The organism is Algibacter sp. R77976 (assembly GCF_044594645.1).
Taxonomy (GTDB): Bacteria; Bacteroidota; Bacteroidia; order Flavobacteriales; family Flavobacteriaceae; genus Algibacter_B.
The window spans coordinates 1,727,381-1,753,609 of sequence record NZ_CP138989.1 but is presented as its reverse complement, the minus strand read 5'-3'; the positions used below and the strand labels follow the sequence as shown (position 1 = coordinate 1,753,609).

The following is a 26,229-nucleotide window of genomic DNA, read 5'->3' as shown; positions in this document are numbered from 1 at the left end:
TATGATGTTTTTTTCTTAAAACTGCTCTCTTCCTGAGAAGTGAAAAGCACTTTCAATAGCTGCATTATCATCACTATCACTTCCGTGTACAGCGTTTTCGCTAATTGAATCTGCAAACATTTTTCTAATAGTGCCTTCTGCAGCATCTTCAGGATTTGTAGCGCCTATTAAGGTTCTAAAATCATCAACCGCATTTTCTTTTTCAAGAATTGCTGCTACAATTGGTCCGCGTGTCATATATTCTACTAAATCTGCGAAAAATGGACGCTCGCTATGTATTGCGTAAAACGTTTCTGCATCAGCAGTTGTCATTTGCGTTAATTTCATTGCTACAATTCTAAACCCTGAAGCTGAAATTTTTTCTAATATTGCCCCAATGTGTCCTTTCTCAACAGCATCTGGCTTAAGCATTGTAAATGTTCTATTTGTTGCCATTATTTTGTTTTAATTTTGGCAAAAGTAATGTATTTCTGTGAAATACCATAACCAAAATTTTGATTGAAACAGAAATGACAATCTTGGTATTACATCTAACTTTAAAAATAATAAACCTTAACAGATGAGATTGCTATAGTTCTAAATTTAAAAAAATTGTATCTTCGTCAGCTATGAATAAACAAGACATTACAAGCATAAAACAGCTTTTATCTACTAAGAAAAAAATTGTTATTGTACCACATAAAAACCCAGATGGCGATGCTATTGGATCTACTTTAGGCTTATACCATTACCTTTTAAAAGGCTTACATCAAGTACAAGTAATTGTGCCTAATGATTATCCGCATTTTTTAAAATGGATACCGGGAAACGATTCTATTTTAAAACACGATTCGCAAACTAAAGCATGTAATGCGTTAATTAATGATGCCGATATTATTTTTACTTTAGACTTTAATGCCTTTCATAGAACGGGTAATATGGAAACTGTTTTAACAGAAAGTTCTGCTTTAAAAATAATGATAGACCACCATCAAGCGCCAGATGATTATGCAAAATATACGTTTAGTGATGTAAGCATGAGTTCTACATGCGAAATGGTGTATCATTTTATAGATATGTTAGGTGATGCCGATTTAGTTGATAGCGCTATTGCGACTTGCTTGTATGTTGGAATTATGACAGATACTGGCTCTTTTAGGTTTAGATCTACAACCAGCAAAACACATGCTATTGTTGCAAAACTTATTGAAAAAGGTGCTAACAACAATGAGATTCACAATAATGTTTATGACACAAATAGTTATGAACGCTTACAACTGTTAGGTTGTGCGTTAACCAATTTAAGAGTTATCCCAGAATCTAAAGCTGCGTATATTACGCTATCGCAAGATGAGCTCCAAAAGTACGATTACAAAAAAGGAGATACCGAAGGTGTTGTAAACTACGGTCTTTCTTTAAATGGTATTGTGCTTGCAGCCATATTTATTGAAGATAGAAAAGAAGGAATTATAAAAATATCGTTACGCTCTAAAGGTAATTTTTCTGTAAACGAAATGTCTAGAGCACATTTTGAAGGCGGTGGTCATACCAACGCGGCAGGTGGCAAAAGCTACTTATCTATAGAAAAAACAGTTGAAAAATTTATTAGTATATTACCTACTTATAATAAAGCCCTAAATAATGAATAAATTACTAATCATAGCTCTAGTTTTACTAGCTTTTAGCTGTAAAACACCCGAAGCTAGACGCCCCATTACAGTAAAATCTGGTTCTTTTATTGATGCCTCTGTAGAGCGCAATAAAAAACTTAACGCTAAAGAACAAGCAGCTATTGAAAACCTTATGAAACTTGATGAGAAAGATTATATCGCCTCAGAAAGTGGATTTTGGTATTATTACAATCATAAAGTAGCTAACGACATTTTAAAAACCCCTGTTTTTGGAGATGTTATAAACTATAACTACAATATTAAATCGCTTGATGGTAACGTTATTTATTCTAATGAAGAATTAAAAACTCAAACCTATGCCATGGATAAAGAAGAATTATTTACAGGACTTCGTGAAGGTTTAAAACTCATGAAATCTGGTGAAACCGTTACCTTCTTATTCCCTTCTCAAAAAGCTTATGGCTATTATGGAGATGAAAATAAAATTGGAAGAAACACACCACTTATTTGTGAAGTTACAGTCAATTCTATTACCCTAAATCAAACTAATTAACATGTTATTTAAAAGTATTTTTAAAGTTTCTCTACTCGTTTTAGTAGTAAACTTAACCTCATGCAAGGTGCAATACCCGGAGCTTGAAGATGGTTTATATGCTGAGTTTATTACCAGCAAAGGCGTTATGGTTGCTAAACTAGAACAGGAAAAAGCACCTATAACAGTGGCAAATTTTGTGTCGTTGGCAGAAGGCACAAATACCATGGTAAAAGACACCTACAAAAAGAAAAAGTTTTATAATGGGCTTATTTTTCATCGTGTTATGGATAAGTTTATGATTCAAGGAGGCGACCCTCTTGGAACCGGTCAAGGTAATCCAGGTTATAAGTTTAACAATGAAATTCATCCAGATTTAAAACACGACAAACCGGGCATACTTTCTATGGCTAATTCTGGACCAAACACAAATGGGAGTCAGTTTTTTATAACAGAAATTCCAAAACCTCATTTAGACAATAAGTACAATGTATTTGGTGAATTGGTTTTAGGATTAAATATTCAAGATTCTATATCGAATGTAAAAACCGATAGTAGAGACAAACCTATTGAAGATGTTGTTATAGAAGAACTCAATATTATTAGAAAAGGAAAAACAGCCAAACAATTTGATGCACCATACATTTTCGAGAATCATTTTGCAGAAATTGAGCGTCTTGAAAAAGAAAAAAAGGCAAGAGCTGAAGCCATTTTAAAAGCCACACTTGATAAATTTGAAAATCAAAAAGCAAAAGCAACAACTTTAGATTCTGGCTTAAAATATTATGTTTCAGAAAAGGGAAACGGAGAAAAACTAACTGAAAACTCTTCTGTTTTAACACATTATGCGGTTTATTTTGAAAACGGAAAGCTACTTGAAACAAGCAATTTAGAAACAGCAGAAAAACTTGATGTTGTTAACGAAAGACGTAAAGCAGCAAACAGATACCAACCATTAACAGCAGATCTTGGTCCAGATGCCGGAATGATTGCTGGCTTTAAAGAAGGATTACAACAATTAAATATTGGCGATAAGGCCACGTTGTTTATCCCTTATCATTTAGCATACGGAGAAGCTGGAACTAGAGGTGTCCCTGGAAAATCAAATATTATTTTTGAAGTTGAAGTTCTTGAACTTCTTAAATAAATTTTAACATTAAAGCTACTATAAACGCTTATATTTACGCTGAAAAACAAAACCTATGCACGCATTAAAATTTGACTGGAACCCAATAACAGGAATTGATATTGTTGGAAACTTCAAAATTCACTTCTATAGCTTAATGTGGGTAACTGCATTTGTAATTGGCTGGTATATCATGAAACGCATTTTCACTAAAGAGAAAGTGTCTTTAGAATATCTAGACCCGTTGTTTATTTATACCGTTTTAGCAACCATGTTAGGTGCTAGATTGGGGCATGTATTGTTTTATCAGTCTGAATTAATATCTGAAGATTTTTTCAGCATCTTTCTACCTTTTAAGTTTAAAGGTGGATTTGAGTTTACAGGTTTTCAAGGGCTTGCAAGTCATGGTGCAGCCATAGGTATTATAATAGGCATGTATCTGTATAGAAAAAAATACAGTTATAAATCTGTACTTTGGATTTTAGACCGTATTGTAATTACAGTAGCTTCAGGAGCTGTTTTTATTAGAATTGGAAACTTTATTAATTCTGAAATTATAGGAAAAATTACAGATTCTAATTTAGGTGTTCGTTTCATTCAAGATCAATATTACAAAAGCGAAATTGTGCAACGTACAGGCATTAAAGATGTGCAAAAAGCATATAATGCTGTAACAGATAATGCACAGTTTCAAAACTTATTAGATGCTGTGCCTTACAGACATCCTTCACAACTTTATGAGTCGTTTTGTTATATTTTTGTCTTTTTAATTTTATTATATTTCTACACTAAAACCACTAAAAAAGATCAACCAGGGTTTTTATTCGGGCTATTTTTAGTACTTCTTTGGACCATTCGTTTCTTTATCGAATTTACAAAAGAGCCACAAGGCGAAGAATATATTAATTGGTTTGGTTTAAATACTGGGCAATGGTTAAGCATTCCGTTTGTTTTAATTGGCCTGTACTTTATGTTTGTTTACAAATCTAAAAAAGCAGTTAAATAACATGTTTTTAAAACGCTTAATACTACTATCTGCTCTATCTTTTTGTATAGTTACATTAAGCTGCAAAGAAGACAAAAAAGCTATTAAACAAACCGAAGTTACCTTTACTAAAGAAGGTGAGCTTACTATTCTTAAAGCTTCAGACTCTACAAAAGTAACTTTAGATATAGAAATTGCAGATACCGATTTTGATATTCAAACAGGCTTAATGTACAGAAACTCCATGAAGAATAGCCAAGGCATGCTCTTTGTTTTTGATGATGAAACCGAGCGTTTCTTCTACATGAAAAACACTAAAATCCCATTAGATCTTATTTACATTAATGCTTCTAAAAGCATAGTTAGTTTTCAAAAAAACGCAAAACCTTTTGATGAATCTTCATTACCATCGAACGCACCTGCTAAATATGTTTTAGAAATTAATGCTGGTTTGGTTGATACTTGGGGGATTTCTGTTGGTGATGGTGTTATGTTTACCGACACTTCTAATAACGAATAGTACAACTTAGATTGCTGTTTTTCTTATAACAAAATCTAATTTAGATCGATTTTATTGTGGGAAAATAATTATATTTACAAGAAGTGCACAACCGAAAAATAGGGTTACACTTACTAATGATAACATTAAAGCACTTGTAGTTAATCAAAAAAAATGACGATAGACATAATAAGAGATAAATTTCTAGCACCTATTCTAATTACTCTTTTTTTTGGGCTTTTTTATTTCAGAAAAACAAGTGATTGGATTTTCTTAGTGAGTTTATTAATTATTATACTGACGATAATGTGTCTCCTATTCTATTTTAAAAATGACTACTACATTCAAAACTACTCAATTGAAAATGGCTCATTAAAAATTCAATATCAGAAAAATTTTTCCGAAAAACATTCGAGCATCTTTATTACTGATTCAAAATCAATTGAATCTGTAAAGTTTAATTCAAAATTATTTTTAGATACATTTCATGTGATTTCTTTTAAATATATTGATAATGATGGTCTATATGGCAAAAAGGTTTTTAAAACGAATAGTGATAAAATATTTATAGAGATAATACATTATTTAAAACAATAAAAACACCGTCATTAATAATAATCACTACAACGCAACTTTAACAATAAAATAATACCTGAATTCAAATTCATTTTCTGTTAAATATTTAACTTTACAAAAACCTGTAACATAAAGATTCCCTTATGAAAAAAAACTACTTTTTATTATTATGTCTATTAGTTTCGTTTTATACACATGCACAGTTAACACCCCCAACCGACCAGCAAAGCTACTATACTAACGTTGACTTTACTCAAACCGGCATAGATCTATTCAATGACTTAGCCATTGAAACCGCAGCTAAACACACCAATTATTTAAGCTATACACCTGGTATTTGGGAAGCAAGTAAAATTACCGATGAAGATCCTTTAAACAGCGCAAACGTGCTATTGATTTATGGCTATAATGATAGTGATGGTAATTATGTTACAGATAGAAGTCGAAGTAAAAACAATAATGGTGGTAGCTCTGGAAGCGACTGGAACAGAGAACATACATTCCCTAATTCATTAGGTTCGCCAAGTTTAAATAGCAACGGAACAAACGTACCGCCTTATGCCGATGCGCATAATTTAAGACCATCGGATGTTACTATGAATAGCAATAGAGGTAACTTAAAATTTGTAGATGGTACTGGAAACGCACAAAACAGTTCTGGAAACTGGTACCCTGGTGACGAATGGAAAGGTGATGCAGCAAGAATAATTATGTATATGTATTTAAGATACGGCACACAATGCAAACCGTCTTTTGTAGCAGTTGGAACTCAAAATGCTATTGATGCTGATATGATTAACCTATTGCTAGAATGGAATGAAGAAGATCCTGTTTCTACAATTGAAGACAATAGAAATACCTATCATGCGAATACAGCAAATACTTATGCCCAAGGTAATAGAAACCCATTTATTGATAACCCTTATTTAGCTACAGTAATTTGGGGAGGAAGCCCTGCTGAAAATCGTTGGGGAGAAACTCCAGATCCAGATACAGAAGCACCAACAACACCGAGCAACTTAATGGCTTCAAATACTACATCAACAACTACAGATTTATCGTGGACAGCATCTACCGATAATATTGGTGTTGTAGCTTATAATATTTATGTTGATGGATCTTATTATGTATCTACAAACTCCACAGCAACAAACATAACCGTAACAGGATTATCACCAGAAACCAATTATACTTTTTCGGTTTTAGCTGTTGATGCTGCAAATAATCCATCCAATTTAAGCGCATCAATTAACGAAACTACACTTGAAACTTCTGGAGGAGGAACCAATTGTGCTAGCGAAACTTTTGATTTAATACCAGCCAATAATTCGGGTTATTCTGACAGAACTTGGACTGGAGATAATGGAGGCACATGGAATGCTACACGAGCTAGAACAGACCAAACTCTGGATGGTAGAGCAATAGCTTTTGATGGAAGAGGAACTTCTGCGGGATCTTTAACATCACCTATAGTTTCAGGAGGTATAGGGAGTTTAACAGCTACTACCATAAGAGCTTTTAGCGGTGGATCTGGTAATTTAGAAGTTCAAGTTAATGGTGCAAAAGTTGGAGATCTTCCTTACGGTGATAATGCTCAAGCCACAACACTAGACAATATTAATATTGAGGGTAATGTTACTATCGTGATAGCCGAAACAACTTCTGGTGGAGACCGCGTAACCATTGATAATCTTTCTTGGACATGCTACACATCATTAAGTGTTTCTGATAATAAACTGTTAAGCCAATTAAAAACATTCCCAAATCCTGTATATGGAGATTTTTACCATATAAAAGCTAATGAAGTTTTATCCTTTCAAATTATAGACCTGTTAGGAAAAACAATAAAAACCGGACAAGTATCCCCGCGTAATCAAGCAATCAATGTATCTAACTTAAATAAAGGATTATACATTTTAAAACTTGAAACCAACAACCAAAACATAACAAAAAAAATAATAAAGCTTTAAATCTTAGTTCAGTAGAAAAAGCGACTCAAAAAGAGTCGCTTTTTTTATTTAATAAAGAGTGAATAACTCTTCAGATTGCAACTACTTTTTTTATAAATATTCTATTTAAAAGACCTAAATTTGCACTTTCTTTAAACACACACAAACCGATACATAATGATTCATTTCTTTGGAAACGTAACCAGTAAAGTATTTGCTGTTCAAACAACAAAAGAATTATCGACCGAAACCATTTCTAAATTAGAGTGGTTATTTGGCAACCAGCCAAAAATTGAGCAAGCATCCTTAGATGCTTTTTTTGTTGGCCCTCGTGCTGCCATGATAACCCCTTGGAGCACCAATGCTGTCGAGATAACTCAAAATATGGGGATTTCTGATATTATTAGAATTGAAGATTTTCAAGCTAGTACGGAAGATTTTAATGATTATGACCCAATGATTTCTGAGAAATTTAACGGGTTAACTCAAGATTCTTTTACTATTGATATTAAACCAGAACCAATTCTTAACATTGAGGATATTGCATCTTACAATCAACAAGAAGGCTTATCGTTAAGTGATGAAGAGGTTGCGTATTTAGAAGGTGTAGCTAAGAAAATTGGCAGACCGCTTACAGATTCTGAAGTGTTTGGGTTCTCGCAAGTGAATTCTGAGCATTGCCGCCATAAAATTTTTAATGGTACGTTTGTAATTGATGGTGAAGAGAAACCGGTGTCGCTTTTTAAAATGATTAGACAAACATCTGAAGCACATCCTAACGATATTGTTTCGGCTTATAAAGACAATGTGGCTTTTGTAAAAGGCCCAAAAGTGGAACAATTTGCACCAAAACGTGCGGATATTCCTGATTATTATACAACAGAAGATTTTGATTCTGTAATATCACTTAAAGCGGAAACACACAACTTCCCTACTACAGTTGAGCCTTTTAATGGTGCGGCAACTGGTGCAGGTGGAGAAATTAGAGATAGACTTGCTGGTGGAAAAGGTTCTTTACCTTTAGCAGGAACGGCGGTTTACATGACGTCTTATTCCAGACTTGAAGAAAACAGACCTTGGGAACAAAAGTTTGAAGCCAGAAAATGGTTATACCAAACACCCATGGATATTTTAATTAAAGCATCGAATGGCGCTTCTGATTTTGGAAACAAATTTGGACAGCCTTTAATTGTGGGATCTGTATTAACTTTTGAGCATAACGAAAATTCGTCCTCAAGTGATGCGGCAGCAAGACGATTAGGCTTCGACAAAGTAATTATGCAAGCTGGGGGAATTGGTTATGGCAAAGCAGAACAAGCATTAAAAGACACACCTAAAGAAGGCGATAAAATAGTTATTCTTGGTGGTGAAAATTACAGAATTGGAATGGGTGGCGCAGCAGTTTCGTCTGCAGATACTGGTGCTTTTGCATCGGGTATTGAGTTAAACGCAGTACAACGTTCTAACCCAGAAATGCAAAAACGTGCTGCCAATGCGGTTCGTGGTATGGTAGAAAGCGATGAGAACTTTATTGTTTCTATTCACGATCATGGCGCTGGTGGACATTTAAATTGTTTATCTGAATTAGTAGAAGATACTGGCGGAAAAATAGATTTAGACGCTTTACCTGTTGGAGACCCTACACTTTCTGACAAAGAAATTATTGGTAACGAATCTCAAGAACGTATGGGATTGGTTATTGCCGAAAAGCATGTTGAAACACTTCACAACATTGCTGACCGTGAGCGTTCACCTATGTATACTGTTGGTGATGTTACGGGAGATGACAGGTTCACATTCGAATCTAAAACAAACGGACATAAACCTATGGATTTAGCCATGGAAGATATGTTTGGTAGTTCTCCCAAAACCATAATGACCGACAAAACGGTTTCTAGAAACTATAAAAACCCAAGATATAAAACCAAAAATTTACAAATCTATTTAGAGCAAGTGTTACAACTTGAAGCTGTAGCCTGTAAAGATTGGTTAACAAATAAAGTAGACCGTTGTGTTGGTGGTAAAGTTGCCAAACAACAATGTGTTGGACCATTACAAATTCCTTTAAATAATGTAGGTGTAATGGCGCTAGATTTTAAAGGTAAAGAAGGTGTTGCTACTTCTATTGGACACTCCCCTATTTCTGGATTAATTAATCCTGTTGCAGGAAGTAGAAACTCGATTACAGAAGCGCTTACCAACCTAGTTTGGGCACCTTTAAAAGATGGTTTAAATGCAGTTTCTTTATCAGCTAACTGGATGTGGCCTTGTAAAAATGAAGGTGAAGATGCCCGTTTATACGAAGCTGTTAAAGCGATTTCAGAATTTGCTATCGATTTAGGTATTAATGTGCCAACAGGGAAAGATTCACTTTCTATGAAGCAAAAATATCCTGATGGCGATGTTATTTCTCCAGGTACTGTAATTATTTCGGCAGGTGCTAATTGTAACGATATTAATAAAGTTGTGGAGCCTGTTTTTAAACAAAACGCAGGTAATGTTTACTATATAAACATATCGCAAGACGATTTTAAGTTGGGTGGTAGTTCTTTCAACCAAGTATTAAACACCATTGGAAACGATGCGCCTAATGTAAAAGATGCTGCTTACGTTAAAAATGTATTTAATACGGTTCAATCTTTAATAGTAGATGATAAAATTAAAGCGGGTCACGATGTGGCTTCCGGTGGTTTAATTACAACTTTATTAGAACTATGTTTTGCTGATGTAGATTTAGGAGCAGATTTAGATCTTTCTAAATTGAATGAAGAAGATTCTATAAAAGTGCTATTTGCTGAAAACTCTGGACTTGTATTTCAAGCTGATGCTTCAGTTGAATCTATTTTAACAGAAAACAACATTGAATTTTTCAATATTGGTTCGGTTAACAATTCTGGTAATTTAACCATTAAAAACATAGACGATAATTTCATTTTCGATATTGCTAAAAATAGAGATGTTTGGTATAGAACATCGTTCTTATTAGACCAAAAGCAAACTGCTAATGGTTTAGCACAAGATCGTTTTGATAATTATAAAAATCAGCCACTACAATATACATTCCCAAAACATTTTACTGGAAAGTTACCTGTTTTAGGAAACACAAGACCAAAAGCAGCAATCTTACGTGAAAAAGGATCTAACTCTGAGCGCGAAATGGCAAACGCTATGTATTTGGCTGGTTTTGATGTGAAAGATGTACACATGACCGATTTAATTTCTGGTCGTGAAACCTTAGAAGATATTCAGTTTTTAGGAGCCGTTGGTGGTTTTTCTAATTCCGATGTTTTAGGTTCGGCTAAAGGTTGGGCAGGTGCTATTAAATACAACGCAAAAGCGAATAAAGTTATTCAAGATTTCTTTAATAGAGAAGACACACTTTCTGTTGGAATTTGTAATGGTTGTCAATTATTCATGGAATTAGAAGAAATTAATCCAGATCATGAGATTCATGGAAAGATGCTTCATAATGATTCTAATAAACACGAAAGTTCATTTACTTCGGTAAAAATTCAAGAGAATAATTCAGTCATGCTTTCAACACTTGCAGGCACTACTTTAGGGGTTTGGATTTCGCATGGTGAAGGGAAATTTAATTTACCTTATACTGAAGACAAATACAACATTGTTGCTAAATATGGTTATGAAGGGTATCCTCATAATCCAAATGGCTCAGATTTTAATACTGCTATGATGAGCGATAAAACGGGACGCCATTTAGTAACAATGCCACATATTGAACGCTCTACATTCCAATGGAATTGGGCAAATTATCCTGATGGACGTAAAGATGAAGCATCACCTTGGTTAGAGGCTTTTGTGAATGCTAGACTTTGGATTGAGAAGAAATAGCTAAATTATTTTAATAACGTAAAAGAGGTCGTCTAAAAAAAATTTTCAGACGACCTCTTTAATTAATACTATATTAAAATTTACACAAACTTTAAATTTTCATCAACTTTTTTATCCATTTTTCGATAAGCTTTAGTGACATTGCGTTTCATTAACAATGACACAAATAAAGCGACAATAAATAATCCTGCGAAAACTTTTAGAGTGGTATCTAAAGAACCTGTAGCATTTTTAACCATATCATAAACAGTTGGCCCCACAACCCCTGCTAATCCCCAAGCTGCTAGTACCATACCGTGAATTGCACCTAATTGTTTTGTACCAAATAAATCACCTAAAAACGCTGGTAATGTTGAAAACCCGCCACCGTACATAGTAATTACTGTGAACAGAACGACAAGAAATGCTAATTCCATTGATATTTGCGGTAAGAAGTAAAATGCTAAAATCTGAAATGCAAAGAAAATAATATATGTATTTGCTCTTCCAAGATAGTCAGATAAACTAGACCACATTATCCTACCTAACCCATTAAACACACCAATTAAACCAACAATTCCGGCTGCCTCCATCGGTGTATAATTAAGTTTTTCTTGCATCATTGGACTTGCAGCAGAAATTATAGCAATACCACAAGCAATATTAATAAACATCATGATCCAGATGTAATAAAATCGCGGTGTTTTTAAGGCTTCATTAGCTGTAATATTCGCCATATCCTTTTTTATAACCTTACCTTCACCTGGTTTATAACCTTCTGGCATATAACCCTCTGGAGGTCTTTCAATATACCTGGCAGAAGATAAAATTAGTATCATATAAATAACTCCTAAAATATAAAAAGCGTTTGAAACACCAACAGAATCAAATAGTGATTGCATTACGGGCCCGAAAATTAAAGCCGCAAAGCCAAATCCCATAATTGCCATCCCCGTTGCTAAGCCTCGTCTGTCTGGAAACCATTTTACCAAAGTACTTACCGGTGTGATATACCCTAAACCTAGACCAATACCTCCAATTACACCATAGCATAGATAAAACAGCCATATAGACTCTAATTGTACTGCTAATCCTGAACCTAAAATACCAATACCATAAAACAAACCTGCTGTTGTTCCACTAACCTTTGGTCCCACTTTCTCAACCCACCGCCCTAGAAATGCTGCCGACAAACCTAATAACAATATTGCAATTTTAAATGCCCATTTTATTACGCTACCATCTACTTCAAATATATCCTTAACAGGATTCGTCATTACCGAATAAGCATATACCGATCCAATAGAAATATGTATCCCTACTGCTGAAGCAGCAATTAACCATCTATTTTTTAATTTTTGTGTTTTCATATTAATCATTATTTGAGTATTTGCCTTGGCAAACCTCATTAATTTACTTTTACTTCTTTAAAATAATTTTGCAATATTTCTACTGCTGTTTCAATTTCCTCAGTTGTATTCTCTCGTGCATCTTTTAATTGATATTCCCATCCTAATGATTCCCATTTATGAATTCCTAGTTTGTGATAAGGTTGAATTTCTATCTTTTCAATGGTTTTGTAATCTTTAAAATACTCGCCCATTTGATGAAGCAACTCTGGTTTATTTGTAATTTCTGGAATCAACACATAACGTAGCCACATTTTTTTTCCTGAGGCTTCTCTATGTTTTGCAAATGTGAATGTTGTTTCTTTATTACGTTGGCCTGTTAATGCTTCATAACCTTCTTCTGTCATGTGCTTAATATCAAGCATTACTAAGTCGGCATACTCATCTAATAGTTCTACAGTAAAATGATTAAGGACACGACCGTTAGTATCAATATTAGTATTAATACCTTCTTCTTTTAATCTTTTGAAGAAAGGCACTAACTCTTTTGATTGTAATAAAGGTTCACCTCCAGAAACTGTAACACCACCTCTTTTACCAAAGTAAGCTTTCTGTTTTACAGCCATTTTTACTAACTCTTCAATGTGATATTCTTTACCACCATGAGTATCGATAGTATCAGGGTTATGGCAATACAAACATTTTAGTTTACAGCCTTGTAAAAAAATAACCATTCTAATTCCCGGACCATCATGTGTTCCGAAAGATTCTATAGAATGAACTCTCAATATATTTTCTTTTGATTGGATAATTTTATGTTTTTAGGATGCGTACAATATAGCTATAAAATAACATCTGAAAAAAGAAGCTTTTAAACTTCATTTTTTCAGATGCTTACAAAATAAATATTAATAAAACTACATGGATTCGTGGAAAGAACGTGTAATCACTTCCATTTGCTGTTCTTTTGTTAATCTAACAAAATTAACAGCGTAACCAGATACACGTATTGTTAATTGAGGATATTCTTCTGGGTGCTCCATAGCATCTAGTAACATCTCTCTATCAAGTACATTTACATTTAAATGCTGAGCCTTGTTTATAAAATAACCATCTATAATAGACGTTAAATTCTCAATTCTTTCCGCATCTCCAGCACCTAATGATTTTGGTACAATTGAGAACGTATTTGAAATACCATCTAATGAATCTTTATAATCAATTTTAGCTACAGAATTTAAAGAAGAAATTGCTCCATTACAGTCACGTCCGTGCATTGGGTTTGCTCCTGGCGCAAATGGAATTCCTTTTGCTCTACCATCTGGAGTTGCTCCCGTTTTCTTACCGTAAGATACGTTTGATGTAATTGTTAATACAGACATTGTTGGTTCTGCATTTTTATATACTGGTAATTTTTTCAATTCATCATTAAAATCTGCAACAGCGTTTGCTGCTAAATCATCTACACGATCATCATCATTACCAAAACATGGAAATTCACCTTCAATTTCAAAATCTACAGTTAAACCCTCTTCATTTCTAACTGGTTTTACTTTAGCATATTTAATAGCTGATAAAGAATCGGCTACGATTGATAAACCTGCAATACCGTAAGCAATATTTATGCTTGGGTTTGTATCAATTAAAGCCATTTGAGCTTTTTCATAATAGTATTTATCGTGCATGTAGTGAATAATGTTCATAGAATCATTATAAACTCTGGCAACTTCTTTCATAGCTATTTTAAAGTTAGCCATAACTTTATCGAAGTCTAAATATTCACCTTCATATTGCTCAATACCTTCAACCATTTGTTTTCCTGTATTCTCACAACGCCCACCATTAACAGCTAATAATAATGTTTTAGCTAAATTAGTTCGTGCTCCAAAGAACTGAATAGATTTACCTAAATCTTGGTAAGACACGCAACAAGCAATTCCATAATCATCAGAACCACGTTGTGCTCTCATCATATTATCGTTTTCAAACTGAATTGAAGATGTATCAATAGCAACTTTAGAACAGTAATTTTTGAAATTCTCTGGTAATTGTTCAGACCATAGAACAGTCATATTAGGTTCTGGTGATGGTCCTAAATTGTATAATGTGTTTAAGAAACGGAAAGATGTTTTAGTAACCTTAGTTCTTCCATCGTCAAACATACCACCTATAGCTTCAGTAACCCAAGTTGGATCTCCTGCAAATATTTCATCATAAGCACTCATTCTTAAATGACGTACCATTCTTAATTTCATTACAAACTGATCGATGAATTCTTGAGCTTCTTGTTCAGTAATAAGACCTGCTTTTAAATCATTCTCAATATAAATATCTAAGAATGTAGACGTATTCCCTAAAGACATAGCTGCACCATCCTGCTCTTTTACTGCAGCTAAATAGCCCATGTATGTCCATTGCACAGCTTCTTTAGCTGTTTCAGCAGGACGTCCTAACTCTAAATTATAGTTATTACCTAAAGCAATAATATCTACTAAAGCTCTAATTTGCTCTGAAACTTCTTCACGTAAACGTATTACAGCTTCAGTCATAGGTCCAGCAATATTTGCTAAATCTTTTTTCTTTTCTTCTATTAAGAAATCAATTCCGTAAAGTGCTATACGACGGTAATCACCAATTATTCTTCCTCTAGCATAGTTATCAGGTAAACCTGTTAAAAACCCTAAAGAACGGAATTTTCTAATTTCAGCATTATATACATCAAAAACACCATCATTATGGGTCTTTACATACTTAGAAAACAATTCAGTTAATGCATCATTAGGTTTTACACCTTGTTCTGCTAATGCTTTTTGAACCACTTTAAAACCTCCAAAAGGTTTCATAGCTCTTTTTAATAACTCATCAGTTTGTAAACCAACAATTACTTCATTTTCTTTATCTATATAACCAGCAGCAAACGAGCTAACTGTTGAAATGGTTTCTGTATCTACAGAACGTACTCCATTATTTTGTCTTTCTTCTTGGGTAGCCGCTTTACAAACGTCCCATAGTTTTTCAGTTTTAGCACTTGGGCCAACTAAAAAATCTTGATTTCCATGATATGGCGTAATGTTATTTATTACAAAATCTCTAACATTGACCTTTTCAGTCCAAACTCCAGTTTTAAATTGTTTTACTTCCATTGTTTTGTTTTATTAATATTTTGATAAAAAAATCATGTGTTTTATGAGGACAAAAGTATATTCGAAAATCAATAATAAACCTGACAAAAGTCATCAAATCCATGAATACCAAAGATTTTCAATAGTTTTTATTAACTAAAACGTTTGAGTTGCATACTAAAAATAACAATTTTTCAAACTTTTATTCCAAATACTTAATATAACATAAAGAAAACGGGTTTTTATTACAAAACCAATGATAAAACCGTAATTTTTATCACTTTTTCCTAAAAATAATTGTCATATTCTGTTTTTTTTAGTATTCATTTTAGGATTTAAGTAAGATATCATGAATGCATATTATTTGTAAATCCTTTTAATTTTCCTATTTTGCATCGTTGGATATTAAAGTTACCCTATGAAAGAGATTACAAGACTATTTGATTTTCCTTATTATCAATTAGAAAACAAACCTAATGATGCTGCTTTAGTAACTAAGCAAAATGGAGAATGGGTTAAAACTTCAACGCAAGAATATATTGATAAAGCTAACGCAATAAGTAGAGCATTATTAAAACTAGGTGTTAAAAAAGATGACAAAATTGCTATAATATCTACAACAAATAGAACGGAATGGAATATTATGGACATTGGAATACTGCAAATTGGTGCTCAAAACATCCCAATTTACCCAACCATTTGTGCTGAAGATTATGAATATGTTTTGAATCATAGTGAGTCCATTTATTGTTTTGTTTCAGATCAAGAAGTTTTAGATAAAGTAAATAAGGTAAAAAAGAATACAGGTTTAAAAGACGTCTTTTCTTTTGATCAAATAACGGAGTGCAAACATTATTCTGAATTATTAGAACTTGGGAAAGACACTTCAAATCAAAACGAAGTTGAATCCAGAAAAAAAGAAGTTAAACCATTAGATTTAGCAACCATTATTTACACTTCGGGAACTACAGGCAAACCTAAAGGAGTAATGCTTTCTCATTGGAACCTAACTAGTAATGTATTAGCTAGTGCACCTAGAGTACCGTTAAAAGGAGGTCAAAATAAGGTTTTAAGTTTTTTACCGCTTTGTCATGTTTTTGAACGGGTTCTAATTTACGTTTACCAACACGCTGGAGCATCTATTTATTATGCTGAAGCTATTGATAAGATTGGAGAAAACGCAAAAGACATAAAACCGCACATGATGAGCGTTGTACCTAGGCTTCTAGAAAAAGTGTATGATAAAATTATGGCCAAAGCTGAAGAACTAAGTGGCATAAAAAAAGCATTGTTTTATTGGGCCGTTGGTTTAGGAGAAATATGGGAACCTTACAAAAAAAATGGCGCTTGGTATGAGTTTAAGTTAGGTATTGCAAACAAACTTATTTTTAGTAAGTGGAGAGAAGGTCTTGGCGGAGAATTACACACCATGGTTTCTGGTAGTGCAGCTCTACAACCTCGTTTAACAAGAATATTTTCTGCTGCTGGCATGCAAATAATGGAAGGTTATGGTTTGACAGAAACTTCTCCAGTAGTATCTGTTGGCAAATATAAAAATAACATGTTTAAAGTTGGCTCTGTAGGTATCCCTATAAATAATGTTGAAGTTAAAATTGCTGAAGATGGTGAAATATTAATCAAAGGCCCTAATGTAATGATGGGTTATTATAAAGATCCAGAAAAAACAGCTAGTGTAATGACTGGCGATTATTTTCATACTGGTGATAAAGGTGAAATTGATTCGGATGGCTTTATAAAAATTACAGGTCGAAAAAAAGAAATGTTTAAAACCTCTGGTGGAAAATACATTATCCCTACTCTTCTAGAAAATGACCTTAAACAATCAAGGTTTATAGAGCAGATTATGGTTATTGGAGAAAGCGAAAAAATGCCTGCAGCATTAATACAACCAAATTTTGAATTTATTGGAGATTGGATTGAACACAAAAAACTTCCTGTAGACAATACTCCTGAAGCTATTTCTAATTCGGAAATTATTCATGAAAGAATCCAGAAAGAGATAGATAAATGCAATGAAAAATTTGGAAAATGGGAACAAATTAAACGTTTTGAGTTAACTCCCGACGTTTGGTCTATAGACGATGGACATCTTACTCCTACTATGAAAATGAAAAGAGATGTTATTAAAAACAAGTATCTTGAATTAATTGAAAAAATTTACAGACCTTAAATAAATTCAAGAAAACCCCGTCTACTCTTTAATATAAGTACAACACTTAGTATTTTTTATCTAATATATTATGCATGCATAATATATTTTCATATATTTGAAATCAACAATCAAAATATATGAAAGACAAAACCATTGATTACATGCTAAGAACCACATGGTTAACGGTTCAAAAAATGTATAATGAAGAAGCTTCAAAATTCGGAAGCACCATGGCAACTGGTTTTACTCTATTAAGCATTGATCCAGAAAAGGGAACACCCTCGACAGCTTTAGGACCAAAAATGGGAATGGAAGCCACTAGTTTATCTAGAACTTTAAAAACCATGGAAAAGAAAGGATTAATAACACGAAAACCAAATCCTAATGACGGGAGAGGTGTTATTATAAGTCTTACCGATTTTGGTATTGAAAAAAGAGAATACTCAAAAGAAAAAGTATTGTTATTTAACGAAGCCATTAAAAATAATATTTCAGAGGAAAAATTAATGCATTTCTATGAAGTAGCTGAAGTTATTAACGATATGGTTTGTAATAAAAAAATATACAATCAATCTGATAGTTAAAATAAAATGAGCAAACGAAGAATTAAAAAGATAGCCATTATTGGCTCTGGAATTATGGGAAGTGGCATTGCATGTCATTTTGCTAATATTGGTGTAGATGTACTATTATTAGATATTATTCCAAGAGAACTAAACGATAAAGAGAAAGCTAGAGGCTTAACTTTAGAAGATAAAGCGGTTAGAAATAGACTGGTAAACGATGCATTAACAGCATCTTTAAAATCTAAGCCCTCGCCTATTTATCATCAAAGTTTTGCAAAAAGAATTACTACTGGAAACCTTGAAGACGACATCGCTAAAGTAAAAGATGTTGATTGGATTATGGAAGTTGTTGTTGAACGTTTAGACATTAAACAACAAGTTTTTGAAAATCTTGAAAAGCATAGAACTCCAGGAACTGTAATTACAAGTAATACCTCTGGGATTCCTATTAAGTTTATGAGCGAAGGACGAAGTGAAGATTTCCAAAAGCATTTCTGTGGAACCCACTTTTTTAACCCTGCACGTTACTTAAAATTATTCGAAATCATACCTGGGCCAAAAACAGATGCTTCTGTTCTAGACTTTTTAAATGGTTATGGCGAACAATTCCTTGGAAAAACTTCTGTAATTGCTAAAGACACACCTGCTTTTATTGGAAACCGAATAGGAATTTTTAGTATTCAAAGTTTATTTCACACGGTTAAAGATTTAGATTTAACAGTTGAAGAAGTTGATAAATTATCCGGACCGGTTATTGGTCGTCCAAAATCGGCTACTTTTAGAACTGTTGATGTTGTAGGTCTAGATACTTTGGTTCATGTAGCAAACGGTATTAAAGAAAACTGCCCAAATGATGAACGTTTGGAGTTATTTGAATTACCAGATTTCATCAACACTATGATGGAAAATAAATGGTTAGGAAGCAAAACAGGACAAGGGTTTTATAAAAAACAAGTGTCAGCTGATGGTAAAAAAGAAATTTTAACGCTAGACCTGAACACTTTAGAATATCGTTCTGCTAAACGTGCAAAATTTGCCACTTTAGAATTAACAAAATCTATCGATAAAGTTGTCGATCGTTTTAAAGTATTAGTAAAAGGAAAAGATAAAGCAGGAGAATTCTACCGTAAAAGCTTTGCTGCATTATTCGCATATGTTTCAAATAGAATACCTGAAATAACAAACGATTTATACAAAATTGATGATGCCATGAAAGCTGGTTTTGGTTGGGAACATGGACCTTTCCAAATCTGGGATGCTATTGGTGTTGAAAAAGGAATAGAAATCATGAAAGCTGAAGGTTTAGAACCTAATGCTTGGGTAAACGAGATGCTAACTTCTGGAAGTTCTTCTTTTTATACTGTAAAAGAAGGTGCATCATATGCGTATGATATTCCTAAGAAATCACAAGAAAAAATTCCAGGACAAGACAGTTTCATCATCTTAGATAACATTAGAAAATCTAACGAAGTATTTAAAAATTCTGGTATTGTTGTTGAAGATTTAGGAGACGGAATATTAAATGTCGAGTTTCAATCTAAAATGAACACTATTGGTGGGGATGTACTTGCCGGTCTAAATAAAGCTATTGATATCGCAGAAAAAGATTTCGCAGGATTAGTAGTTGGTAATCAAGGAGCCAACTTCTCGGTTGGTGCCAATATTGGTATGATTTTTATGATGGCTGCAGAACAGGAATATGATGAACTTAATGGCGCCATTAAATATTTTCAAGATACCATGATGCGTATGCGTTATTCGTCTATACCAACAATTTCTGCCCCGCACGGCATGTCTTTAGGTGGTGCTTGCGAATTATCCATGCATGCCGATAAAGTGGTTGCCGCTGCCGAAACTTATATGGGACTTGTAGAGTTTGGAGTTGGTGTAATTCCAGGTGGAGCAGGATCTAAAGAAATGGCTTTAAGAGCTTCAGATACTTTTAGAAAAGGTGATGTTCAATTAAATACTTTACAAGAATATTTCTTGACTATTGGTATGGCGAAAGTATCAACCTCAGCTTATGAGGCTTTCGATTTAGGTGTACTTCAAAAAGGAAAAGATATTGTAGTTGTTAATAAAGACAGACAAATTGCTGTTGCAAAACAACATGCAAAACTAATGGCGGATATAGGATATACACAACCCGTTAAACGTACCGATGTAAAAGTTCTAGGAAAACAAGCTTTAAGTATGTTCTTGGTTGGTACCGATTCTATGGAAGCTAGTCATTACATAAGTGAGCATGACAAGAAAATTGCCAACAAACTAGCCTATGTTATGGCAGGTGGAGATTTATCTGAACCAACATTAGTTAGCGAGCAGTACTTATTAGACTTAGAGCGTGAAGCTTTCTTAAGTTTATGCACAGAGCGTAAAACTTTAGAACGTATTCAGCACATGTTAACCAAAGGTAAACCATTAAGAAATTAGAGAAGCCCCCTAACCCCCAAACGGGGGAACTAGAAAATGGCAATTTGAAATTTATGACGTTTAAAAGAAGGAAAAAAATAAACAATAACCGCATCCCTATTTCTTTTCAGGAATTAGAGAATTAAAAACCTATTTACCCCTAATAGGAGTTCCCCCATTTGGGGGCTAGGGGGCTAATATGAAAACAGCATATATAGTAAAAGCATATAGAACAGCCGTTGGTAAAGCACCAAAAGGCGTGTTTCGTTTTAAAAGAACCGATGAATTGGCGGCAGAAACCATCAAATATATGATGAAGGAATTGCCCGGTTTAGACCCAAAGCGTATTGACGATGTTATTGTTGGAAATGCCATGCCAGAAGGTGCTCAAGGACTTAATATGGCACGCTTAATTTCGTTAATGGGATTAGACGTTGTTGATGTTCCGGGAGTAACGGTTAACCGTTTTTGTTCGTCTGGTGTAGAAACTATTGGAATGGCAACAGCAAAAATTCAAGCTGGAATGGCAGATTGTATTATTGCAGGTGGAGCAGAAAGCATGAGTAGCGTACCAATGACAGGTTTTAAACCAGAATTAAATTATGATGCCATTGTAAAAGCTGGTCATGAAGATTATTATTGGGGCATGGGAAATACGGCTGAAGCAGTTGCAAACCAGTTTAAAGTATCTCGTGAGGATCAAGATGAATTTGCTTTTAATTCTCATATGAAAGCTTTAAAAGCACAGGCTGAAAATCGTTTTCAGGATCAGATTGTACCAATAGAAGTAGAACAAACCTATATAGATACTAACGGAAAGAAAGCAACTAAAAAATATACTGTAACTAAAGATGAAGGCCCAAGAAAAGGAACCAACAAAGCAGCTTTAGCAAAACTAAGAGCGGTATTTGCCGCAGGCGGAAGTGTTACGGCTGGAAACTCATCGCAAATGAGTGACGGTGCTGCCTTTGTTATGGTTATGAGTGAAGATATGGTTAAAGAGCTTGGTTTAGAGCCAATCGCAAGAATGGTAAATTATGCGGCAGCTGGTGTAGAACCAAGAATTATGGGGATTGGACCTGTAAAAGCCATTCCAAAAGCATTAAAACAAGCCGGTTTAAAACAAGATGATTTATCATTAATCGAATTGAATGAAGCCTTTGCATCACAATCTCTAGCAGTAATTCGTGAATTAGATTTAAACCCAGATATCATTAACGTTAATGGTGGCGCAATTGCTCTTGGGCACCCATTAGGATGTACAGGAGCTAAATTATCTGTACAACTTTTTGATGAAATGCGTAAACGTGATATGAAAGGTAAATATGGTGCAGTAACCATGTGTGTAGGTACAGGTCAAGGTGCTTGTGGCATATTCGAATTTTTAAACTAAACAAAACTTAATACAATACTATAAAATGGCAGATTTAGAAAAAGATATCCTTCGTGGAGGTCAATTCTTAGTTAAAGAAACAAATTGTGATGATGTGTTTACTCCTGAAGATTTTTCAGAAGAACAGCAAATGATGAAAGATTCAGTCATGGAATTCAATGATCGAGAAATCATACCTAATAAACCTCGTTTTGAAGCTAAAGATTATGCACTAACAGAAGATGTTATGCGCAAAGCTGGCGATATGGGTTTTTTAAGTGTTGCAGTTCCCGAAGCCTATGGAGGCATGGGAATGGGGTTTGTATCCACAGTTTTAACATGTGACTACATTTCTTCTGGAACCGGGTCTTTTAGTACTGCGTTTGGTGCGCATACAGGAATTGGTACTATGCCAATTACATTGTATGGTACAGAAGAACAAAAACAAAAATACGTGCCTAAATTAGCTTCTGGAGAATGGTTTGGAGCTTACTGTTTAACTGAACCTGGAGCAGGATCTGATGCCAATTCTGGTAAAACTACTGCAGAATTATCCGCAGATGGAAAGTCATATAAAATTAACGGTCAAAAAATGTGGATCTCAAATGCAGGATTCTGTAGCGTGATGATTGTTTTTGCACGTATTGAAGATGATAAAAACATTACTGGTTTTATTGTAGAATATGATGGAGAGAACCCTAACGGTATTGTTTTAGGCGAAGAAGAACACAAATTAGGTATTCGTGCGTCTTCTACCCGACAAGTGTTTTTTAATGACACAGTTGTCCCGGCTAATAATATGTTAGCGGGTCGTGGTGAAGGATTTAAAATTGCCATGAATGCTTTAAATGTAGGTCGTATCAAATTAGCTGCAGCTTGTTTAGATTCTCAACGAAGAATATTAAGTACTGCAGTAAATTATGCTAACGAGCGTAAACAATTTAAAACACGTATTTCAGATTTTGGAGCAATAAAAACTAAATTAGCCGAAATGGCTGCTAGTGCTTATGCTGGTGAGTCTGCAACATATAGAGCTGCAAAAAACATTGAAGATAGAATTGCCTTGCGTGAAGCTGCAGGAAACACACACCAAGAAGCAGAACTTAAAGGTGTTGAAGAGTATGCTATCGAATGTTCTATCTTAAAAGTAGCAGTATCAGAAGATGTACAGAACGCGGCAGATGAAGGTATCCAAATTTTTGGTGGTATGGGATTCTCTGAAGAAACGCCTATGGAAGCTGCTTGGAGAGATGCTCGAATTGCTCGTATTTACGAAGGTACAAACGAAATAAACCGCATGTTAACCGTTGGCATGTTGGTTAAAAAAGCAATGAAAGGTCATGTTGATTTATTGGGCCCTGCGCAAGCAGTACAAGAAGAATTAATGGGCATACCATCTTTTGATACGCCAGATTATTCTGAATTATTTTCAGAAGAAAAAGTAATGATTCAGAAGTTAAAAAAAACCTTCTTAATGGTTGCTGGTGGAGCAGTTCAAAAATATGGACAAAACCTTGAAGATCATCAACAATTACTAATTGCCGCTGCAGATATCTTAATTGAAATCTATATGGCAGAATCGGCAATTTTAAGAACAGAGAAGAATGTTAAGCGTACTAGTGAAAAAGAGCAATCTGCACAAATAGCTATGGCAAAATTATATTTATATCATGCTGTAGATATTGTTGAAGAAAAAGGAAAAGAAAGTATTATTTCTTTTGCCGAAGGCGATGAGCAACGTATGATGCTTATGGGACTAAAACGTTTTACAAAATATGCAAATTATCCAGATATTGTAGATTTACGTATAGAAATAGCTGAAAAAGTTAAAGCAGAAAACAAATACTGTTTCTAATTTGAATCAGTATCATTTATAGAGTGACTAACTCAATTACTAAAAAGCGCTTCGAATTAAATTTCGAGGCGTTTTTTTATTATTTTAGATGAAAATCATAAATATGAAAACTTTAGTTATTGTTTGTATTCTAATTAGTTCTTCAATATTGACATCTCAAGAAAATAAAGTACTTGAACCAAAACTAGAAAATATTGCTTGGATTTCTGGGCATTGGAAAGGCGAAGCTTTTGGTGGAATTACTGAAGAAATATGGAGCGAACCTTCGGGAGGTTCAATGATGGCCTCTTTCAAATTAATAAATGACGGGAAAGTTTCATTCTATGAAATTGAAATCATCAGAGAAATAGAAAATTCTTTAATACTTCAACTAAAACATTTTAATAACGACTTAAAAGGCTGGGAAACCAAAGAAGAAACTATAGATTTCCCTCTAATTAAAATTACACCTAACAAAGCTATTTTTGATGGCATGACTTTTGAAAAAATAAATGATAATAAAATGAATGTTTACGTAGATATTCATCAGGAAAATGGTTCTATAGAAACCGTTCAATTCAATTATACCAAATAATAAAAGCCTCTTAGAAACCTTATAATTAATTTATTAAAAATTACAATTTGATGAAGAACACTTATATTTTACTTATACTCTTTTTAACTACACCATTAGTTTTTTTAAATGCACAAAGTCTTCTTTCTGAAAAAACGAATTTCACAAAGCAAGACACACTTAGAGGAAGTATTACGCCCCAACGCGCATGGTGGGATTTAACGTATTACCATTTGGATATTAAAGTTGACCCTGATAATAAATTTATATCTGGAAAAAACACCATTCAATATAAGGTTTTAGAAAGCGATTCTGTTTTGCAAATTGATTTACAATCTCCTATGAAACTTCTAAAAGCGATTCAAAATGGTAAAGAATTAAAAATTAAACATGATGGAAATGCACATTTCATCTCGCTAATTGATAATCAAAAAATTGATCAAATAAATAATTTAGAAGTATTCTATGAAGGGCATCCAAAGGAAGCCGTTAAAGCACCTTGGGATGGCGGTATTTCATGGAAGAAAGACAAGAATGGCAATCATTTTATTGCATCATCATGCCAAGGTTTAGGTGCTAGTGTTTGGTGGCCATGCAAAGACCATATGTATGATGAGGTTGATAGCATGCAAATTAGTGTAAACGTACCTAGCAAATTAACAAACGTGTCAAATGGAAGGTTACGACTAGTAGAGCGCATTGGGGACACAAAAACATTTCATTGGATTGTTAAAAACCCCATAAATAATTATGGTGTCAATATAAACATTGGAGATTATGTGAATTTTTCTGAAGTTTATGATGGACAAGGTGGAAATTTAGATATGGATTATTATGTTCTAAGTTATAATCTTGATAAAGCTAAAGCGCAATTTAAACAAGCACCAATGATGATGGAAGCATTTGAGCATTGGTTTGGTCAGTATCCTTTTTATAAAGATAGCTTTAAACTTGTTGAAGCTCCCTATTTAGGCATGGAGCACCAAAGTTCTGTAACTTATGGAAATGGTTATCAAAATGGCTATTTAGGCAGAGATTTATCTGGGACTGGTTGGGGTTTAAAATTTGATTTCATTCTTATTCATGAATCGGGACATGAATGGTTCGCAAATAATATCACTAACAAAGATGTAGCTGATATGTGGATTCATGAAGGTTTTACAGCCTATTCTGAAAATTTGTATTTAGATTATCACTTCGGCAAAAAAGCCTCAGCTGAATATGTAATAGGAACTCGAAAAAACATTCAAAACGACAGACCGCTTATAGGGTTTTACAACGTAAACAAAGAAGGCTCTGGAGATATGTATTATAAAGGCGCCAATATGCTTCATACCCTTAGACAACTTATTGAAGATGATGAAAAATGGCGCAATATTTTACGAAAAATGAATGTGGACTTTTATCACCAAACGGTAACTACTCAACAAATTGAAGATTTTCTATGTAAAGAAACAGGTATTGATTTAGCTACATTTTTCAACCAATACTTAAGAGATATTCGTGTACCAACTCTAGAGTTCTCTCATAAAAAAAGAACTTTAAAATACCGTTGGACGAATAGTGTTGATGGCTTTGATATGCCAATTCAAGTAAAAATTGGAAATGATGAACAATGGATATATCCAAAATCTGAATGGCAAACTTTAAAAACACCTTCTAGTAAAATGCCAATTATAGTTGATGAAGACTTTTATATAAACGTAAAAGAATTGTAGT

Annotated in this window: 18 protein-coding genes; 14 read left to right on the top strand and 4 right to left on the bottom strand. The window is 33.8% G+C overall.

Annotated elements, in window-relative coordinates:
* Positions 1 to 15: 15 nt before the first annotated feature.
* Positions 16 to 435 (bottom strand): nucleoside-diphosphate kinase, encoded by a 420-nt coding sequence (locus SJY43_RS07620; protein WP_396603238.1) that lies wholly within the window; start codon positions 433 to 435, stop codon positions 16 to 18.
* Between the two features lie 173 nt (positions 436 to 608).
* On the opposite strand from SJY43_RS07620, the gene SJY43_RS07615 reads away from it, so the two are divergent.
* The 7 genes from SJY43_RS07615 to purL all read left to right on the top strand — a co-directional run bounded on the left by SJY43_RS07615 (position 609) and on the right by purL (position 11,129).
* A complete protein-coding gene (locus SJY43_RS07615; protein WP_396603237.1) occupies positions 609 to 1,628 on the top strand; it encodes a bifunctional oligoribonuclease/PAP phosphatase NrnA in 1,020 nt (339 codons plus the stop codon).
* On the top strand, positions 1,621 to 2,163 hold the full coding sequence (gene gldI / locus SJY43_RS07610; RefSeq protein WP_396603236.1) for a gliding motility-associated peptidyl-prolyl isomerase GldI: 543 nt from the start codon (positions 1,621 to 1,623) through the stop codon (positions 2,161 to 2,163). The genes SJY43_RS07615 and gldI overlap by 8 nt, the downstream gene beginning before the upstream one ends.
* A gap of 1 nt (position 2,164) precedes the next feature.
* Positions 2,165 to 3,289 carry a peptidylprolyl isomerase gene (locus SJY43_RS07605; RefSeq protein WP_396603235.1) on the top strand — a complete coding sequence of 375 codons (1,125 nt, stop codon included), beginning with the start codon at positions 2,165 to 2,167 and terminating at the stop codon, positions 3,287 to 3,289.
* Between the two features lie 55 nt (positions 3,290 to 3,344).
* A complete protein-coding gene (lgt, locus tag SJY43_RS07600) occupies positions 3,345 to 4,274 on the top strand; it encodes a prolipoprotein diacylglyceryl transferase (RefSeq protein WP_396603234.1) in 930 nt (309 codons plus the stop codon).
* Between the two features lies 1 nt (position 4,275).
* Positions 4,276 to 4,773 carry a DUF192 domain-containing protein gene (locus tag SJY43_RS07595; protein WP_396603233.1) on the top strand — a complete coding sequence of 166 codons (498 nt, stop codon included), beginning with the start codon at positions 4,276 to 4,278 and terminating at the stop codon, positions 4,771 to 4,773.
* A gap of 698 nt (positions 4,774 to 5,471) precedes the next feature.
* Entirely contained in the window at positions 5,472 to 7,298 is a 1,827-nt protein-coding gene (locus SJY43_RS07590; RefSeq protein ID WP_396603232.1) for an endonuclease, read from the top strand.
* Between the two features lie 156 nt (positions 7,299 to 7,454).
* On the top strand, positions 7,455 to 11,129 hold the full coding sequence (gene purL / locus SJY43_RS07585) for a phosphoribosylformylglycinamidine synthase (RefSeq protein WP_396603231.1): 3,675 nt from the start codon (positions 7,455 to 7,457) through the stop codon (positions 11,127 to 11,129).
* A gap of 80 nt (positions 11,130 to 11,209) precedes the next feature.
* Here purL and SJY43_RS07580 read toward each other — a convergent pair whose 3' ends face one another.
* From SJY43_RS07580 to pflB, 3 genes are all read right to left on the bottom strand, one after another.
* Entirely contained in the window at positions 11,210 to 12,478 is a 1,269-nt protein-coding gene (locus SJY43_RS07580) for an OFA family MFS transporter (RefSeq protein WP_396603230.1), read from the bottom strand.
* A 38-nt stretch (positions 12,479 to 12,516) separates the two neighbouring features.
* Positions 12,517 to 13,245: a pyruvate formate-lyase-activating protein gene (gene pflA / locus SJY43_RS07575; protein WP_396603229.1), complete on the bottom strand. Its 729-nt coding sequence runs from the start codon at positions 13,243 to 13,245 to the stop codon at positions 12,517 to 12,519.
* 129 nt (positions 13,246 to 13,374) lie between these two features.
* Complete coding sequence (gene pflB / locus SJY43_RS07570) at positions 13,375 to 15,600, bottom strand: formate C-acetyltransferase (RefSeq protein WP_396603228.1); 2,226 nt, start codon at positions 15,598 to 15,600, stop codon at positions 13,375 to 13,377.
* Between the two features lie 397 nt (positions 15,601 to 15,997).
* Here pflB and SJY43_RS07565 point away from each other — a divergent pair, with 397 nt between their 5' ends.
* From SJY43_RS07565 to SJY43_RS07535, 7 genes are all read left to right on the top strand, one after another.
* Complete coding sequence (locus SJY43_RS07565; protein WP_396603227.1) at positions 15,998 to 17,770, top strand: AMP-dependent synthetase/ligase; 1,773 nt, start codon at positions 15,998 to 16,000, stop codon at positions 17,768 to 17,770.
* Between the two features lie 119 nt (positions 17,771 to 17,889).
* Positions 17,890 to 18,336 (top strand): MarR family winged helix-turn-helix transcriptional regulator, encoded by a 447-nt coding sequence (locus SJY43_RS07560; protein WP_396603226.1) that lies wholly within the window; start codon positions 17,890 to 17,892, stop codon positions 18,334 to 18,336.
* Positions 18,337 to 18,342: 6 nt separating this feature from the next.
* Positions 18,343 to 20,751, top strand: a complete 2,409-nt coding sequence (locus tag SJY43_RS07555) for a 3-hydroxyacyl-CoA dehydrogenase/enoyl-CoA hydratase family protein (RefSeq protein ID WP_396603225.1) — start codon at positions 18,343 to 18,345, stop codon at positions 20,749 to 20,751.
* A gap of 178 nt (positions 20,752 to 20,929) precedes the next feature.
* A complete protein-coding gene (locus SJY43_RS07550) occupies positions 20,930 to 22,123 on the top strand; it encodes an acetyl-CoA C-acyltransferase (protein WP_396603224.1) in 1,194 nt (397 codons plus the stop codon).
* Between the two features lie 25 nt (positions 22,124 to 22,148).
* Complete coding sequence (locus tag SJY43_RS07545; protein ID WP_396603223.1) at positions 22,149 to 23,957, top strand: acyl-CoA dehydrogenase family protein; 1,809 nt, start codon at positions 22,149 to 22,151, stop codon at positions 23,955 to 23,957.
* A 103-nt stretch (positions 23,958 to 24,060) separates the two neighbouring features.
* Positions 24,061 to 24,531: a DUF6265 family protein gene (locus tag SJY43_RS07540; RefSeq protein ID WP_396603222.1), complete on the top strand. Its 471-nt coding sequence runs from the start codon at positions 24,061 to 24,063 to the stop codon at positions 24,529 to 24,531.
* A gap of 50 nt (positions 24,532 to 24,581) precedes the next feature.
* Positions 24,582 to 26,228: a M1 family metallopeptidase gene (locus SJY43_RS07535; protein WP_396603221.1), complete on the top strand. Its 1,647-nt coding sequence runs from the start codon at positions 24,582 to 24,584 to the stop codon at positions 26,226 to 26,228.
* Position 26,229: the final 1 nt, after the last annotated feature.